We start from the raw sequence: 18151 nt of genomic DNA on the forward strand, positions 1-18151 counted from the left end.
AGGACGCCTTTTTCTTATTACTTACCTTCTTTATTAATAATAGAAGCTTGTACAAAGTCACGGAACAACGGTTGTGGACGGTTTGGACGAGATACAAGTTCTGGGTGGAACTGTGCTGCCACGAACCAAGGATGTTCTTTCAATTCGATAATTTCTACTAAACGGCCATCTGGGCTTGTACCAGAGAAGATGAACCCAGCGCCTTCCATATCTTTACGGAATTCATTGTTGAACTCATAACGATGACGATGACGTTCATATACAACTGGCTCATTATATGCACTATAAGCATTTGTTTCTGGCGTAAGCTTACATGGGTATAGCCCAAGACGAAGTGTACCACCTAAGTCTTCTACGTCTTTTTGCTCTGGTAATAGGTCGATAATTGCATAAGGCGTGTCAGGATTAATTTCAGAAGAGTTCGCACCTTCTAATCCTAATACGTTACGTGCAAATTCGATTGATGCAAGTTGCATACCTAAGCAAATTCCTAAGAATGGAACTTTGTTTTCACGTGCATATTGAATTGCAGCAATTTTACCTTCAACACCGCGGTCACCGAAACCACCTGGTACAAGGATACCATCTGTATCGCCAACTAATTCTTTCACGTTTTCTGCTGTTACGTGCTCAGCATTTACCCATTTCACTTCTACATCTGTATCAAATTTATAACCTGCATGACGAAGTGCTTCTACAACAGAAATGTATGCATCTTGAAGCTCTACATATTTACCAACAAGAGCAATTTTTGTTTTCTTAGACAGATTGCGTACTTTCTCAACTAATGCATTCCATTCTGTCATATCGGCAGCTGGATTGTCTAATTTTAAATGATCACAAACGATTTGGTCCATGTTTTGCTCTTGAAGAGATAATGGAACTGCATATAATGTATCTGCATCGCGTGCTTCGATTACTGCTTTTGTATCAATGTCGCAGAATAAAGCAAGCTTATCTTTCATATCTTGAGAAACAGGAAGTTCTGTACGAACAACGATAATATTTGGCTGAATACCTAAGCTGCGAAGTTCTTTAACACTATGCTGTGTTGGTTTTGTTTTCATTTCGCCAGCTGCTTTTAAATAAGGGATTAACGTACAATGAATGTACATTACATTGTCACGGCCAATATCGCTCTTAATTTGGCGAATTGCTTCTAGGAACGGTAAAGACTCGATATCACCAACAGTTCCGCCGATTTCTGTAATCACAACGTCCGCATTAGTTTCGCGGCCTGAACGATATACACGCTCTTTAATTTCATTTGTAATGTGAGGAATAACTTGAACAGTTCCTCCTAAATATTCACCACGACGCTCTTTTTGAAGAACAGAAGAGTAAATTTTACCTGTTGTTACGTTGCTGTATTTATTTAAGTTGATGTCGATGAAACGCTCATAATGACCAAGGTCTAAATCTGTTTCTGCACCATCATCTGTAACGAATACCTCACCGTGTTGGTATGGGCTCATTGTTCCTGGGTCTACGTTAATATACGGATCAAACTTTTGAATCGTTACGTTTAAACCACGATTTTTTAATAATCTTCCAAGGGATGCTGCTGTGATCCCCTTTCCTAGAGATGATACTACACCGCCTGTTACAAAAATATACTTAGTCATGAATGTACTCCCTTCTACTTTGCTGTTATATAATTACCGCTGCAAATTGCAACGTATGTAGATAACACTTACCTTATCTTATTGTTAGACTCTTTCATTTTTCTAAACAAAAAACAAAAAAGAAAATTGCTCCCTTTATTACACAAAGTAATGAATAGGGAGCAATTTTCTTTTATATTTATAAGAAAAAATTATTATCGTCTTTTTTAAAGAGCCCAAAAATGATTCTACATGGACGATAATGAAAAGTCAAGAACTACAGCTCTTCCTCTTCTTCTTCTGATTCGTCGTATTCTAATTCATCTTCATCAGCGAAATCATCATCATCATCTTCTTCATCTAAGTCATCAAGATCATCATCTTCTTCATCTTCTTCATCAAGAAGCTCATCAAGATCTTCTACGTCTTCTTCTTCATCTTCTTCGAAGTCGCCATCGTCTTCGAAATCATCTTCCGCTTCGATGTAGTCATCTTCTACTTCTTCAACTTTACGTTTCTTCTTAGGCTTCGCTTGAGGTAAAATTTCCTCATCAATTTGCTCGTACGGGTACCATCCACGTAGTCCCCAACGATTTTCTCCAAGATTGATAAAGCGGCCATCGATATTTAAATCTGTATAAAATTGCGCGATTCTCGCTGCAACTTGTTCTTCAGATAGTTCTAGTAATTGAGCGATTTCTTGAACTAGATCATGAAAAGGTGTTGCTTGTCCTTTTTCCTCTAACAAGCTATGTACAACTTCAATCATGGACAATTCTTTTAGCTCTTCTGGTGAAATTTGCTTTAAATTCACTTGTGCGGCACTTCCTTTCTTAAAATATATCCTAATTATATAAAGGCCTGTTCAAAAAAATCCATACTATTCATTATAAACAAAACTGCACCAAATATGCCACAAAAAAATAGGGAATCATCAAGTGATCCCCTCTGCATATGGAAGGTCATTTTCCTTTCATATGAACCCATTTTCATTTTTCGATATATAGACTGCTGCTAGGCAGAAAAAGACCCTAACCACTTCTATACATGACCAGACGCCCTCGCCCACCTAAAAAATGCTTTTATTTTATTTTTTTAATTTGGATCTATATAGCTCGGAATCATATGAGCACCATTTAATACATAACGAATTTGCATCTCTGTATACTCTTCCAATGTATAAAGTTTCTGCAACGCCCAGCGCCGAAATCCCCACATTTGTCCTTGAATAAAAATATTATGAGCAAGCAGTTGAATCTCATTTTTTGTTAAAGTAAATACTTTATTTTGAACACATTGCTGCAAAATATCTTCGAACATCCCTACCATTTGAAATTCTTTCTCTAGTACGTAAGGCAGCGATTCTTTTGGTAGAAAACGAACTTCTTGATACATAATAAGAACCTCTTCTTGCAATTCATCCATCACTTTAAAATAATTTGTAATCGCTGCTTTTAAACTATCAACATTTCCTTTTCCTTTGCAAAGCACTTGCTCTAAACGCTCTTTTACATGTTCATAAATACTATCACACACTAAATAAAGCACATCATCTTTCGTTCGAATATATTCATAGAGTGTCCCAATGCTAAAGCCTGCTGCCTTTGCAATTTCTCTCGTTGTTGTGCGCGGAAATCCTTTTTGTTTAAAGAGCTGCACAGCACCTTTAATCATTTGTTCACGCCGAAGTGCAATAAGTCTTTCATCTTTCACAGATGCTTGTACATTGTGCTTAACCATCTATATCCTTCACCCCTTTTCTATCATTTTGCAGGAAGAAGCGTAGGAGGCTCCTACGCTTCTAATCTCTTCTACTTTGTTAACATACGTGAAATAACAAGACGCTGAATTTCTTGCGTTCCTTCATAAATTTGCGTAATCTTTGCATCGCGCATAAAGCGTTCTACTGGATAATCTTTTGTATAACCGTATCCTCCAAATACTTGCACAGCCTCTGTCGTCACTTTCATTGCTGTATCTCCTGCAAATAATTTCGACATTGCTGATTCTTTTCCATACGGCAAACCTTCTGATTCAAGCCAAGCTGCTTGATATGTTAATAAGCGCGCCGCCTCTACTCCAGTTGCCATATCCGCTAGTTTAAAGCCAATTCCTTGCTGCGCGGCAATTGGCTTCCCAAATTGCTGGCGTTCCTTCGCATAATCAGCCGCGGCATCAAGCGCGCCTTGTGCGATACCAACCGCTTGCGCCGCAATACCGTTACGGCCGCCATCTAACGTTTTCATTGCAATTTTAAATCCTTGCCCTTCCTCGCCAAGTAAGTTCTCAGCTGGAATGTGGCAGTCCTCAAATATAATCTCCGTCGTCGGTGAAGAACGAATACCAAGCTTGCTCTCTTTCTTTCCAACAGAGAATCCTAGCGCACTGCTTTCCACAATAAATGCACTTGTACCGCGCTGCTTTGATTCTGAATCTGTCAGTGCAAATACCACATAAATATCCGCAATGCCGCCGTTTGTAATGAAAATTTTCGAACCGTTTAAAATATAATGATCACCGTCACGCTTTGCCGTTGTTTTCATTCCGCCAGCATCTGATCCAGAACCCGGCTCCGTTAAGGCGTAAGCACCGATTTTCTTTCCTTCTGCCATTGGACGTAAATACTTCTGCTTTTGCTCTTCTGTACCGAATGTGAAAATTGGCCAACCTGCAAGCGATGTATGAGCTGATAATGTTACACCTGTAGAAGCACAAACACGTGACAACTCTTCCACCGCGATCACATAAGCTAAGTAATCGCTTCCAATTCCGCCGTACTCTTCAGGCCACGGAATACCAGTTAAGCCAAGTTCCGCCATTTGATCAAATAAAGCGCGGTCAAAGCGTTCCTCTTCATCACGCTCCGCTGCTGTGGGTGCGACTTCATTTCTCGCAAAATCACGAACCATTTTCCGAATCATTTCATGCTCTTCCGATAATTTAAAATGCATCTCTATTTCCCCCTTAAAGCGCTCTGCTAATAACTAAACGCTGAATCTCACTTGTTCCTTCATAAATCTCACATATTTTTGCATCGCGGAAGAATCGCTCTGCAGAATACTCTTTTGTATAACCATAACCACCTAACACTTGCACAGCTTCAATTGCCACTTCTACTGCTGTTTTGGAAGCAAATAATTTTGCAATTGACGCTTCCTTCCCGCACGGTAAACCTTGCGTTCTTAATGATGCAGCGCGGTATACAAGCAGACGAGCTGCTTCAACGGCTGTTGCCATATCCGCTAGCTTAAACCCTAATCCTTGCTGCGCGGCAATCGGTTTGCCAAACTGACGACGTTCTTTCGCATAATCAGTAGCACAATCTAGCGCTGCTTCAGCGATACCAAGTGACTGTGCCCCGATACCGATGCGACCAGCATCTAAATTTGCCATTGCCACTTTAAAACCTTGGCCCTCTTCGCCAAGCAAATTCTCAGCAGGAACTTTCATATCTTCAAACGTTAATTGCACTGTTCGAGAACCTAATAACCCCATTTTGTGCTCATCTTTTCCAATAACTAAACCTGGTGTATCTTTCGGGACAATAAATGCCGATATTCCGCGCGTACCCGCATCCGGATTCGTAGAAGCAAAGACAATATATGTATCTGCCTCGCCGCCGTTTGTAATAAATACTTTCGAACCGTTAATAACGTACTCATCGCCTTGCCTAACCGCCCTTGATTTCAGACTCCCAGCATCCGATCCTGCGCTTGGCTCTGTTAATGCAAATGCCCCTAAATATTCACCCGTTGCTAACTTTGGAATATATTTTTTCTTTTGCTCTTCTGTTCCAAAATATAAAATAGGATTCGTTCCAACAGAAGTATGTACTGATAAAATGACCCCTACCGTAGCGCTTACTTTTGAAATTTCATGAATGGCTAAAATATACGAAATAAAGTCCATTTCCGCCCCGCCGTATTTCGCTGGAATTGGTATCCCCATTAGTCCAAGCGCGCCCATTTTCTTTAGAACTTCTCTAGGAAACACCCCTTGTTCCATCATTGGAACAAAGGGAGCAATTTCCTTCTGAGCGAAGTCCCGAACCATTTTCCGCATCATTTGCTGCTCTTCTGTAAATTGAAAGTTCATCTACTTCACCTCAAATTGTTTTTTATTATGATTGAATGGCTTAGTAAGACCACTAGTACACCGGAAGAGGTATTAATTATTCATAAACGTAAAAACCGCGTCCTGTCTTACGTCCTAACCAGCCTGCATTTACATATTTACGTAGGAGCGGGCATGGTCGATATTTGCTATCCCCTAATCCTTCATGCAGCACTTCCATAATGTATAAACAAGTATCTAAACCGATAAAATCAGCAAGTGTCAATGGTCCCATCGGATGATTCATGCCAAGCTTCATAACCTCATCGATCGCTTCTTTTGTTGCAACGCCTTCATATAGCGTATAAATTGCTTCGTTAATCATTGGCAATAAAATACGGTTAGAAACAAACCCTGGGAAGTCATTTACTTCAACTGGGACTTTGCCGATTTTTTTTGTAATATCCTCAATCGTTTCATATACAGCGTCCTCCGTTGCTAAGCCGCGAATAATTTCGACAAGCTTCATAACCGGAACAGGGTTCATAAAGTGCATACCGATGACTTTTTCTGGACGATTCGTAACAGCTGCAATTTCAGTAATTGGCAGCGAAGATGTATTTGTTGCTAAAATCGTATGCTCCGGTGCTAATTCATCTAGTTTCGCAAAAATTTGCTTTTTAATGTCCATTCTTTCCACAGCTGCTTCGATGACAAGATCTGCTTCTTCTACACAATCTAGCGTAATCGTTGCGGTCAGACGCTGTAACGTTGCATCCTTATCATTTTCACTCATGCGGCCTTTCTCAACTTGCCGAGATAAATTTTTCGTAATAGTTGCGATTCCGCGGTTTAGCTGCTCTTGCTTTAAATCTTGTATATATACGTCATAGCCTGCCATCGCACACACCTGTGCAATTCCAGAACCCATTTGCCCCGAACCAATTACAACAATCTTTTGTACTGTCATGTTTATAGCCCCCTTTTTACTGAACCTCAATCATGATTGCGTCGCCTTGACCACCGCCGCTGCAAATAGATGCAATTCCAATTCCACCGCCGCGCTGCTTCAATGCATGGATAAGAGTAACGATAATGCGCGCCCCGCTTGCTCCAATTGGATGCCCCATCGCAACTGCTCCGCCGTTTACGTTAATCTTCTCGGGATTAATACCTGCAAGGTTTGCGCTTGCAATCGCTACAGCAGCAAACGCTTCATTAATCTCAAATAAATCAATGTCTTCCACTTTCTTGCCTGTTTTCTTTAATAACTCATTAATGGCATAGCCTGGTGTTCTCGGAAAATCCTTTGCTTCAACCGCGATCGCTGTATGCCCTAAAATCGTTGCAAGCGGCTTTCTTCCTTCTTCCTTCGCACGTTCTTCACTCATTAACACGAGCGCTGCTGCTCCATCATTTAAACCTGGTGCATTCCCAGCCGTAACCGTTGCATCCTTATCAAATACAGGTTTTAGCTTTGCTAATTTTTCAATTGTTGTATCTCCGCGCGGCGCTTCATCGTGCGCTACGACTACCGGCTCCCCTTTTCGCTGCGGCACAGATACAGGAACAATTTCTTCTGCAAAGCGGCCTTCCTTTTGCGCTTCAATGGCAAGCATATGACTTCTGCATGCCCACTCATCTTGCATTTCACGAGAAATACCGTCTTCTTTGGCAACATCGCCGCCATACACACCCATATGCACGCCAGTAAATGTGCACGTTAAACCATCCGCCACGTTTAAGTCGGCAACTTCGTTATGCCCCATGCGATATCCCCAGCGCGCGCCGCGTAAAATATATGGACTATTGCTCATCGATTCCATGCCGCCTGCTACAAGCAACGAATGATCACCAGTGCGAATAATTTGATCCGCTAACGTTACAGCACGAAGTCCAGATGCACAAACTTTATTCACTGTTTCTGTGCGAGTCTCCCACGGAATCCCTGCTTCTCTAGCTGCTTGGCGCGATGGAATTTGCCCTTGTCCTCCTTGAATAACCGTCCCAAATACAACTTCTTCAATATCACTTGCTGCAACATTCGCACGCTCTAAAGCCGCTCCAATTGCAATTCCTCCAAGCTCTGTTGCCTTTACATCCTTTAAAGCTCCCCCAAACTTTCCAACAGGTGTTCTTGCAGCACTTAAAATTACTGTTCTTGTCAAAACATATTCCCCCATTTCTTCTTATTACGGCGTTGATTGAACGCTCGTTCAGTAGCGCTGTCGTGAGAAAGAGGTGCAAAATTTGCACCCCTTTTATCTAAAGTTGTACGGATTCTTATATTGCTTCTTTCTTCGGTCCAATGACAGAGCGCTCTAGAATCTCCGTTATATCAAGCGTTTGTACGCGCTCTTCTACTTCTTTCGCCTTCGTACCATCGCTGATCATCGTTAAGCAATACGGGCAACCCGTACCGATCATCGTCGGCGATGTCGAAAGTGCTTGTTCAGTACGTGCCACGTTAATACGCGAACCAGCCGTCTCTTCCATCCACATAAGACCGCCGCCCGCTCCGCAGCACATTCCTGTTTCACGGTTACGTTCCATTTCAACAAGCTTCACACCTGGAATCGCTTTTAAAATATTGCGCGGTGCTTCGTACACTTCGTTGTAACGTCCTAAATAACAAGAGTCGTGATACGTAATCGTTTCTTCGACGCGGTGAACTGGCTTTAAGCGCCCTTCTTTCACCCACTGTGCTAACAATTCTGTATGATGATAGACTTCTGCTTGTAAGCCAAAGTCTGGATACTCATTTTTAAACGTGTTATACGCATGCGGATCGATTGTAACAATCTTCTTCACGCCTGCTTTCTCAAACTCTTCAATATTTTTACTTGCCATCTCTTGGAAAACAAATTCATTTCCAAGGCGGCGCGGTGTATCTCCTGAGTTTTTCTCTTTATTTCCGAGGATCGCAAAGGAAATACCAGCTTCATTCATTAATTTCGCAAAAGATAACGCAATTTTCTGGCTACGGTTATCATAAGATCCCATAGAACCTACCCAGAATAAATATTCAAACTCTTCGCCTGCTTTTGCTTTTTCTTTCACAGTTGGAATGGAAACTTCCTCTTCCATCGTACGCCACGTTTCACGCTCTTTACGATTCAGTCCCCAAGGGTTTCCTTGACGCTCGATATTTGTCAGAGCACGCTGCGCTTCTGGATCCATTTTTCCTTCTGTTAAAACAAGGTAGCGGCGCAAATCAATAATTTTATCAACGTGTTCGTTCATAACTGGACATTGATCTTCACAGTTACGACACGTTGTACAAGCCCAAATTTCTGTTTCAGTAATGACATCTCCAATTAAACTTGGATCGTATGCGAGCGTTGCGGCAGATTCATGTTGTCCATCTCCAGCTGCCATCATCGCTAGTTGATTGCCTTTTGTTTTGTTAAATGCAACGGTTGGTACCCACGGTGCGCGCGACGTTACTGCTGCACCTTTATCCGTTAAATGGTCACGCAGCTTTAAAATTAAATCCATTGGCGATAGCATCTTACCAGTTCCTGTTGCCGGGCACATATTCGTACAGCGGCCGCACTCTACGCATGCATATAAATCAATAAGCTGTGTTTGTTTGAAGTCTTCAATTTTCCCAACGCCAAATGTTTCTTGCGTTTCATCTTCAAAATCAATTTTTTCTAATTTCCCTGGGTTTGTTAAACGGCTAAAGTATACATTTGCTGGTCCTGCAATTAAATGCGCATGTTTCGATTGTGGAACGTAAACTAAAAACGTTAACAAAATTAGTAAATGCAACCACCACGCAAAATAGAACACGACAATTGCGGCTGTTTCGCCAATCCCAGAAAATAAGTAAGCGATTGCAGAAGCGATCGGTTCACTCCATGATAATTCCTCGCCATGCCAAATGATGCCCATTCCATTACCAAGAAGAACAGATAACATTAAGCCTCCGATGAAAATTAAAACAAGCCCTGCTTTAAAGTTCCTCTTTAAGCGAACAAGCTTCTCAATATACCTTCTATAAAAAGCCCAAAAGACTGCGATTAAAATAACGAGTGTGACGATTTCTTGGAAGAATGTAAATGCAGAATATAGTGGTCCAAGTGGAAGATGCGATCCTGGCGCTAAGCCTTTCCATATGAAGTCAATTGCTCCAAATTGGACAAGAATAAATCCGTAAAAAAACATAACGTGCATAATGCCACTTTTTTTATCTTTGAGTAATTTCTTTTGTCCGAAGACATTCCCTTTAATAAGATCCCATCTTTCTTTGAAGCGGCGATCAAACTCTACTTTTTTTCCTAATCGTATGTAGGTAATCCGTGTTCGTATAAGATACACAAATAAATAAGCTGCATACGCAACGATGGCAATTGTCGCCAACCAATTTACAATTAATAAGCTGTTCATATTTCTGCCAACCCCTCTCCATGTAGTATACTTTTTTATTTTCGAATCTTCAAAAATAAATAATTTTCTGAATTCATTACCCCTACTCCCATTATATGATGAGTGAGCATTCAGTCAACAGTTTTTTGTTATACAACAATATATTTTTTCATAAAGCTTTTTATTTCGGTGAAACTATAAAGCGAAGCTTCCGTCAGTAGTTTTTTCATATCCCATTGATACTTAGAACGAATCCGGCGAATTGCAAGATAAAAATGAATATAGAGGAGGGAACTTCATGAACTTTTTATTTCTCATCCTTATCTTTCTCTTACTGTGGGCAGCTTTTGACTTCATCTATGGAAGAAAAATTCATTTAAACAATCTTAAACCACGTTCCTTTCCTATACGCCATAGTAATTTTAAACTTTATACATATGGGAAAGCATTATATAAGGAGCTATTTACTGATATACAACACGCTAAACATCATATACATATTTTGTTTTTTATCGTAAAAAATGATGAGATTAGCCATACATTTTTACAGCTTTTAATGGAAAAAGCAGCGCAAGGTATTGAAGTGCGTCTTCTTCTTGATCGAATCGGCAGCCATCGTTTATCAAAACAAACGATTCAGAAATTAAAACAACACGGTGTGCACTTTTCATTTTGTCATAAAATTCGTTTTCCCTTTCTCTTTTTCTCTGTTAACCAAAGAAACCATCGAAAAATTACTATTATTGATGGGAAAATTGGGTACATTGGAGGTTTCAACATCGGAGAAGAATATTTAGGACATAACCAAGAGCTAGGTCCTTGGCGTGACTATCACCTACGCCTTACCGAAGAAGGTGTACAAGATTTGCAAACGCAGTTTCTACATGATTGGCGCGATGATACAAACGAAGACTTATTGGATGAAAATTGTTATTTTCCAATACTAAAAAAAGGCGAAACTTCTCATCAATTCGTACCAACTGACGGCGCATATTTGCAGCAAACTTTTCTCGATCTCATTGAAAAGGCAACAAAAGAACTGTATATTGGCACGCCCTATTTTATTCCTGGAAAAGAACTAATGAACGCATTGCTGTGCGCGCGAAAAAGAGGAGTTCGTATTACTATACTCGTGCCTAAAAAAGCGGATCATCCATTTGTTCGCGAAGCAAAACTTCCGTATTGTCGGAAACTTATTAAAGCAGGTTGTCATATTTACGAATTTCTAGATGGTTTTTTTCACGCGAAAATTGTAATGGTAGATGGATGGATTTGTGATATTGGAACGGCCAATTTTGATAAACGAAGCTTATATATGAATCATGAAATCAATTGTATATTATATGATTCACCGTTTTTAGAACAAGTGAAAAAAGAAATCAATCAAGATCTAGAATCCTCCAATTTACTTTCTATGGAAGACGTTTCTTCTTTATCCCCTTTAGATAAAGGAAAAGAATGGATCGGAACATTATTTTCTTTTTTTCTATAAAGTGAAACCCGCATTGTTGGACTGTTCTTATGCAAAAAGGCCTAAAAAAAGAAACAACCGTCTTGACTAGACGGTTGTTTCTTTTTATTTTAATATTCAAATGGTAAATCTGAAGCTAATTGTACTACATCATTATGATTTGTTACTGCTTGATTTTGGTCTACTAGCGCACTGCCAAATGAAATACCTGCTAACATTGCTAATGTCAATAAACTACCAACAAGAAGTTTTTTCATATTCCATTCCCCCACGTCTTTTTTTCTAATATAACATGAAATTTTATCCATAAGACATGCAATTATGCATACCCTTTTTTTACCTGTTTAAATTTTCATTTTGTTTAACAGCGTATTTTTATAAGAATGTAGATCTAATAGTTCAAAAAAGAACAGCGCTTTTGCATAAGCAATTCTAATCTCATCTTCTGAATGCCCTAGCTTTTCAAGACATTCTCCTTTTTGATAGAATAACTGGCCAATGAGTGTCATGTTACTATTCTGGCATGATGTTTCAATTGTTTTTTCAACATTGTAAAGAGCTTCTTCATACCGGTCATCTAAATACAATGCCTTTGCATAATTATAGCCAACCTTTATAGCAAATTCCTCGTTACTATGTAATGATTTCAACTGTTTTAAAATATGTTTATAAACTTCAATGCTTTTTTGAATACATTCATTTTCCGCATAAATATTTGCAATTGAATTTTCGATATATAAACTTTGAAAGACATCCATACCCACTGATTGCTGGGTGATTAATTTTTTCAACTCTAAAATGCAGTATTCATAATTCACCTTTTTCAACATATACGCCGATAAATGATGATGCCAAAGAAGAAATTGCTGAAACTCTGGATGATCTTCTTCTTTCTTTAGCTCATCCCATGTTTTTTTATAAATTTCTTCATATTTCTTTTGTTTGCATAGCGATTGAATCAGATCTTTAAATTGTTTTTTTCGTTCAATATCAGAATAAGCCACTACTTCATAAAAATGAATAATCGGTACTTTTAACTTTGCTGCAATTCCTTGTAATATGTCCATACTCGGATATACTACTCCTGATTCAATTCTACTTATTTCCGACTGATGACATATGTTATCAGCTAAATGCTTTTGTGTTAAACCTCGCATCCTTCTAATCTTTTTAATTTCGTCTCCCAGCTTTTCCGCATGCACGTTAGTTCACCATCCATCCCATTTATTGCAATTTAGTTTTAAAAATGGTCATACCAATACAATACTGCCATTTCGACAATTTTCGATATGAAATATTGCATAATTTATATAAAATTCCGCAATTTTGTCTTACACTTAATCTCATACACTTGTGAGATTAAGTGTGTTAGAGAAAAATCACAAAAAATGACCAGTTCTCTTCTTTCGGCTTGCTCTGTCCTTAAGCAATTCGTATCCAAGAAATGAATAATAAACAAATAAAAGTTGCAGCTGCTCAGCCCGGGCTAACAATCGAAACATTAGCAGGATCTCAAAGTAGCACGAAAGAAAATATCGTGAAAAAGTACTTGAAAGGTGAAGTACAAGAAAAAAAAGTACAATAACCCAATCTTAATATAACAAATTTTTTGTCGAAAAATGAAGTGAAAATTTTCTTACGAAATGCTCTGCAAATTCCAAACGATATGTCAGAAAAAGAATTTACTAGTGAAATTGTCATTTGTAAAAAACGAGAAGGCGACTACATACGTTGATATTATTAAATTCATATATTAAAATTATAACCCAATTATTAGCGATTACACAATTATTGATGTAATTTCACTTGTTACACAGTTACCCGCAAAAAAAGATGTTTACCGATTCACATTGGTAAACACCTTTTTTCATATCCATCCTTTTTCTTCCGCAATCGTAATCGCCTCAATCCGATTTTTTGCATCCAGCTTCGTTAAAACATCCGAAATATAATTTCGAACGGTTCCAGATGAAAGATATAGTGTTTTGGCGATTTCATTTGTCGTCTTTCCTTCTTTCGCTAATAGAAGAACTTCTTTTTCCCGATCTGTTAATGGATTTTGTTCTTGCCAAAGTCCGAACATAAGCTCAGGGGAAATTTCTCGCTTTCCATTCATAACATTACGAATTGCCGCTGCGAGATCTTCACTCGGACTATCTTTTAATAAATACCCATGAACATTTGCTTTCATTGCGCGCTCGAAATAACCAGGTCGAGCAAATGTTGTTAAAATCATAACCCGGCACAATGATTGCTGCTTCCGCAATGTTTCAGCAACATCCAGACCGCTTTGAATCGGCATTTCAATGTCCATAATACTAATATCAGGCTGTACTGTTTCAATGAGCTTCAAAGCCTCTTCTCCATTTTCCGCTTGCCCAACAACTTCAATATCATCCTCTAAATCCAGCAAAGCCCCTAACGCCCCGCGAAGCATACGCTGATCTTCTGCAATGATGATTCGAATCATGCATGCGCACCTTCTTTCCCTGTTCTTATGACAATTGGAACATGTATCGTTAACATCGTTCCATTATGAATATCATCTAATTTAAGTACTCCATCAATGAGAGCTAATCGCTCCCTCATGCCAAGTATACCGTTCCCATCGTGATTGTTTTGTAATCCAACACCATTATCCTTTACTTGCACCATCAACTTCCCTTGCGCCTCAAGTAAAATAATTACGCACTCCGTTGCCTTACTATGCTTCACAACATTTGTCACCGCTTCACGTACACACATTCCGACAATGTTTTGTTCTAGCGGTGATAATACATTCGTACTTGTCTCCTGCTGCACCTCTAGCGATATGCTAGCAGCTTGAAGAATCACCTTCACTTGTTCTAGCTCTTCTTCGACAGTAATCATCCGCATATCAGAAATTAATTCCCGTAATTGTTTTAACGCCGTTCTGGATGTTTGCGTAATTTCCTTTGCCTCTAGACAAGCGCGTTCCGGATTTTTCACAATAAGCTTCTCAACAAGCTGGCTTTTTAATGTAATGAGCGATAACGTATGCCCTAACGTATCATGTAAATCCCTTGCAATGCGCTGCCGTTCTTCGCGTTTTACTAAATCACGAATTTGTTCATTTGCTTCAATTAATTGTGTTCTTAATACTTTTTTCTGGTTAAAATTCCGCATACCGAATGGTGTAACAATCATTAAAATAAACATCGGGATCACAGTTATAGCAGATGTGTTTGTAAACACGCGGATGTTCACCAACATAAACGAACAAATCATTACGATCAAAAGGAAAAATAATAAACGAAATTGTTTTTTTGTCTGTGCAAATGCTATTGCATTTGCTGTAAAAAATCCAAAGAAAATCATATATGGGTCATAAAACGTACTAAATAAGAATGTAATCACCAGTTGAATACAAGCCCACATAATAAAATTCTTTGGCACAAAATAAAGCTGGCGGTATGCAATAACAAAGAGTACAAGCATACCGCCTCCTAATATCAATTTCCATCCTGATTGCCCCATCAAATAGTAAAGAGGATACAACAAATATACGAGCCATATATAAGGGAAAAAACCCATCTGTTTCGGAAATAGTTCAAACTGCTTCTTTTCGATCATTTTATACCGCTTCCTGTCTTTTTCTTATATATATTGATAGTACAACAAAAGCGATAAAATAACCTCCTAAAATTGCCGCATTTTCCCAACCAATTGTCTTGCCAGCAACAATATCCCAAGCCCCGCTTCCGAAGTGATATGTCGGCGTCCATTCTCCAATGCTTCTTAACGTCTTTGGAAATATTTCAATCGGCATCCACAAGCCGCCTAGAACTGCTAAACACATATTTAATATATTCGCTAGTCCAGTAGCCGCATCCGCTTTCTTAATCGCACCGATAATCGTTCCAAGTGCTAAAAATGGCGTAACACCAACCAATAACCATAATCCAGCGCCAATCCACTGTCCTATTGTTAACTGTACATCATTAATGACTATACCCGCGATGAAAATAACAATGATTGAAAAAGCATTTACAACCGTTTGAGCAATAATTTTAGCTGTTAAATATACGCCTTCTGGTAGCGGTGTAATTTGTAAAAGCTGTGTCCATCCTTGCCCTTTTTCTTGTGAAAGACGAACACCAAAACTAAAGAGTGCCGTTCCTACAATACTAAACGTAGCCATTGAAATTAAATAATGTGCTTTCCATGCATCTCCGTTTTGCGGCACTGACACAACATTAGTAAAAATGTAGTAAAACATAACTGGCATTAATAATGAGAAAAAGATAAATAATTTATTGCGAAACGTACGTAATATTTCTATTTTACATTGCATCCAAAACGCTCTCATACGATTCCCTCCTTCTGATTTGCGACAAACTGTTCAAAAGCTTCATCCAAGCTACCGCGCTCAACAACAACATCCTTAACAGGCAAGTTTTTATGATAAATTTCTCGAAGCGTAGCGTCCGTATCATCTGTTGTCAGTACCACATGCTTTTCATTACATTGGACATTTGTAACATGAGATAGGCTGCGAAGCATACCCATCGGTACCTCTTCTTTTACATAAAACGAAATTGTTTTTTGAGAAATCGTTGCTTTCATTTCATCTGGCGTACCATCAGCGATGATTTTGCCGTTACCGAATAATAAAATTCGATCTGCTAGTGCATCTGCTTCTTCTAAGTAATGTGTTGTTAAAATGATTGTTTTCCCTTCAGCTGCCAATTTTCGAATTGTATCCCAAAAGCTTTTTCTAGACGTAATGTCCATCCCTACTGTTGGTTCATCTAAGAAAAGTAAATCGGGATTCCCAGCAAGTGCGAGCGCGAAATTTAAACGTCTTTTTTGGCCACCAGATAACTTTTCACATCTTTGCTTTCTTTCTGAAGCTAAATTGGATAGCTGAAGTAATGTTTCTTTTGCAACTGGATTCGTATAATAACTACGAAACAAGTCAATTGCTTCTTCTACTGACACACTATCAATGACGCTCACTTCTTGCAGCATTGCTCCAAGGCGATTGCGAACATCTCGGTGTTTTGGGCTCTTACCGAAGATAGAAACTTTTCCTTCTGAAGGATCCCTTAATCCAAGCATCATCGAAATTGTTGTCGTTTTACCAGCTCCGTTTGGTCCAAGTAATGCAACAATTTCCCCTTTCGCTACTGTAAATGAAACGTTATTTACTGCTTTTTTATGTTTAAATGTTTTTGAAACACCATTTACTTCAATTATCTGTTCCATTTCTCCACCCCCGTCGTTCTTATATTTATATTGTATAAATTGGAAGATGTGGAAAACAGTATGAGACGTCATGACATGGATATGACAAATGTCATGAAATCTTGAAATGAGCGACTCCCTAGGTAAGTAGCAGGACAAAAATAAACATGATACAATCATGTGAGATGTACATTTGAGGAAGGACAGTGGTTTTCATGATTATTCGAAATGAACAAGATTTAGAAGGCTTACGCAAAGTCGGCCGCATCGTTGCGCTTGCTCGCGAGGAAATGAAAAAACAAGCGAAACCAGGCATGACAACGAGAGAGCTTGATTTAATCGGTAAGAAAGTATTAGATGAGCACGGTGCTATTTCTGCACCTGAAAAAGAATATAATTTTCCAGGTACAACTTGCATTAGCGTCAATGAAGAAGTTGCACACGGCATCCCAGGAGACCGCGTTCTAAAAGAAGGCGACTTAGTAAACGTAGACGTATCTGCGGCACTTGATGGTTACTATGCAGATACAGGTATTTCATTTGTTCTTGGACAAGACGAAGCAAAAGAAAAACTTTGTGCTGCTGCTGAAAGTGCATTTTGGGCAGCCATGAAAAAAGTAAAAGCTGGCGCAAAACAAAACCAAATTGGCCGTGCAGTTGCCAACGATGCTCGTAAAAATGGCTATACAGTCATTCAAAACTTAACAGGACATGGCATTGGCCTTAGCCTACACGAAGCACCAAATCATATTTTAAACTATTTCGATCCAATGGATAGCGCTCTCCTAAAAGACGGACTTGTCTTAGCAGTAGAACCATTCGTATCTATGCATGCAGATCATATTATCGAACGCGGTGATGATGAATGGACATTTGTCACACCAGATAAAAGCCTTGTTGCACAGTGCGAGCATACAATTGTTGTAACACGCGGTGAACCAATTATTTTAACAGCGCTATAAACAAAAACATACGGTTATAGTCATCTTAACAACATAAGAACTATAAAGCAGCGCGCATCGAACCTCAATTGATGCGCGCTATTTATTCTCCATTCGAAAACACTTCCTTTTTCCTATAAAAAAACCCTTTAGGTTTCATTCTTTTCTTCACCTGTCCATGAAGTTTTTTGAATGATTCCCTAAAGGAGTTATCAAATAATACTCTACAGCTTTTTATTGTTTCATTCGTTGACGAGCAAATAACATTCCACCTAAAACGAACAATACCATACCGCCAACAATTGAAATCATCTCCGCTGGTGCTCCTCCTGTTTTAGGAAGTAATACTGTCGTTTTATCGTTTTGTTTATTAGATGGAACTCTTGGATCGCTATTTGTGCTTGTATTTGTGTTTGGATCTTTGTCTGTCTCTGTATTTGTGTTTGGATCTTTCGGATCTTTGTTTGTCTCTGTATTTGTGTTTGGATCTTTTGGATCTTTGT

The 18151-nt window shown here is 39.0% G+C and carries 17 protein-coding genes and 1 pseudogene; 3 read left to right on the forward strand and 15 right to left on the reverse strand.

What is annotated here, in order from left to right:
- Window positions 1–17 precede the first annotated feature (17 nt).
- The 8 genes from pyrG to BR72_RS05230 form a co-directional block, all read right to left on the reverse strand.
- Complete coding sequence (gene pyrG / locus BR72_RS05195; protein WP_035430651.1) at window positions 18–1625, reverse strand: CTP synthase; 1608 nt, start codon at window positions 1623–1625, stop codon at window positions 18–20.
- Between the two features lie 256 nt (window positions 1626–1881).
- A complete protein-coding gene (gene rpoE, locus BR72_RS05200) occupies window positions 1882–2418 on the reverse strand; it encodes a DNA-directed RNA polymerase subunit delta (RefSeq protein WP_035430652.1) in 537 nt (178 codons plus the stop codon).
- A 281-nt stretch (window positions 2419–2699) separates the two neighbouring features.
- Window positions 2700–3344, reverse strand: a complete 645-nt coding sequence (locus tag BR72_RS05205) for a TetR/AcrR family transcriptional regulator (RefSeq protein ID WP_035430653.1) — start codon at window positions 3342–3344, stop codon at window positions 2700–2702.
- Window positions 3345–3415: 71 nt separating this feature from the next.
- Window positions 3416–4555 (reverse strand): acyl-CoA dehydrogenase, encoded by a 1140-nt coding sequence (locus BR72_RS05210; protein ID WP_035430654.1) that lies wholly within the window; start codon window positions 4553–4555, stop codon window positions 3416–3418.
- A 13-nt stretch (window positions 4556–4568) separates the two neighbouring features.
- Window positions 4569–5699: an acyl-CoA dehydrogenase gene (locus BR72_RS05215; protein ID WP_035430655.1), complete on the reverse strand. Its 1131-nt coding sequence runs from the start codon at window positions 5697–5699 to the stop codon at window positions 4569–4571.
- Window positions 5700–5775: 76 nt separating this feature from the next.
- The gene (locus BR72_RS05220) at window positions 5776–6627 is read right to left on the reverse strand and encodes a 3-hydroxybutyryl-CoA dehydrogenase (RefSeq protein ID WP_035430656.1); all 852 of its coding nucleotides are present in this window, start codon (window positions 6625–6627) and stop codon (window positions 5776–5778) included.
- 16 nt (window positions 6628–6643) lie between these two features.
- Window positions 6644–7840, reverse strand: a complete 1197-nt coding sequence (locus BR72_RS05225) for an acetyl-CoA C-acetyltransferase (RefSeq protein WP_442852833.1) — start codon at window positions 7838–7840, stop codon at window positions 6644–6646.
- Between the two features lie 100 nt (window positions 7841–7940).
- The gene (locus BR72_RS05230) at window positions 7941–10049 is read right to left on the reverse strand and encodes a (Fe-S)-binding protein (RefSeq protein WP_035430658.1); all 2109 of its coding nucleotides are present in this window, start codon (window positions 10047–10049) and stop codon (window positions 7941–7943) included.
- 277 nt (window positions 10050–10326) lie between these two features.
- On the opposite strand from BR72_RS05230, the gene cls reads away from it, so the two are divergent.
- Complete coding sequence (cls, locus tag BR72_RS05235) at window positions 10327–11520, forward strand: cardiolipin synthase (RefSeq protein ID WP_035430659.1); 1194 nt, start codon at window positions 10327–10329, stop codon at window positions 11518–11520.
- A gap of 89 nt (window positions 11521–11609) precedes the next feature.
- Here the strand turns inward: cls and BR72_RS05240 are convergent, their stop codons facing one another.
- Together BR72_RS05240 and BR72_RS05245 are read right to left on the reverse strand one after the other, a co-directional pair.
- A complete protein-coding gene (locus BR72_RS05240) occupies window positions 11610–11756 on the reverse strand; it encodes a quorum-sensing peptide PapR (RefSeq protein WP_035430660.1) in 147 nt (48 codons plus the stop codon).
- Between the two features lie 87 nt (window positions 11757–11843).
- A complete protein-coding gene (locus tag BR72_RS05245) occupies window positions 11844–12701 on the reverse strand; it encodes a helix-turn-helix domain-containing protein (RefSeq protein WP_035430661.1) in 858 nt (285 codons plus the stop codon).
- 242 nt (window positions 12702–12943) lie between these two features.
- Here BR72_RS05245 and BR72_RS27560 point away from each other — a divergent pair.
- Window positions 12944–13225 (forward strand): annotated as a pseudogene (locus BR72_RS27560) (hypothetical protein); the annotation flags it as partial.
- A gap of 141 nt (window positions 13226–13366) precedes the next feature.
- Here the strand turns inward: BR72_RS27560 and BR72_RS05250 are convergent.
- Genes BR72_RS05250 through BR72_RS05265 form a run of 4 tightly spaced genes read right to left on the reverse strand, consistent with a single transcriptional unit; the run spans window position 13367 to window position 16728 of the window.
- Window positions 13367–13969, reverse strand: a complete 603-nt coding sequence (locus BR72_RS05250) for a response regulator transcription factor (protein WP_035430662.1) — start codon at window positions 13967–13969, stop codon at window positions 13367–13369.
- Window positions 13966–15093 (reverse strand): sensor histidine kinase, encoded by a 1128-nt coding sequence (locus BR72_RS05255; protein WP_035430663.1) that lies wholly within the window; start codon window positions 15091–15093, stop codon window positions 13966–13968. Before BR72_RS05255 ends, BR72_RS05250 begins: the two co-directional genes overlap by 4 nt.
- 1 nt (window position 15094) lies before the next feature.
- Window positions 15095–15829, reverse strand: a complete 735-nt coding sequence (locus tag BR72_RS05260) for an ABC transporter permease (RefSeq protein WP_035430664.1) — start codon at window positions 15827–15829, stop codon at window positions 15095–15097.
- Window positions 15826–16728 (reverse strand): ABC transporter ATP-binding protein, encoded by a 903-nt coding sequence (locus BR72_RS05265; protein ID WP_035430665.1) that lies wholly within the window; start codon window positions 16726–16728, stop codon window positions 15826–15828. Before BR72_RS05265 ends, BR72_RS05260 begins: the two co-directional genes overlap by 4 nt.
- Window positions 16729–16922: 194 nt before the next feature.
- Here BR72_RS05265 and map point away from each other — a divergent pair, with 194 nt between their 5' ends.
- A complete protein-coding gene (gene map, locus BR72_RS05270; protein WP_035430666.1) occupies window positions 16923–17669 on the forward strand; it encodes a type I methionyl aminopeptidase in 747 nt (248 codons plus the stop codon).
- Window positions 17670–17882: 213 nt separating this feature from the next.
- Here the strand turns inward: map and BR72_RS05275 are convergent.
- On the reverse strand, window positions 17883–18151 hold a 269-nt coding region (locus BR72_RS05275; RefSeq protein WP_035430667.1), incomplete at its 5' end, for an LPXTG cell wall anchor domain-containing protein.

This window comes from Bacillus sp. UNC322MFChir4.1 (assembly GCF_000746135.1).
GTDB lineage: Bacteria > Bacillota > Bacilli > Bacillales > Bacillaceae_G > Bacillus_A.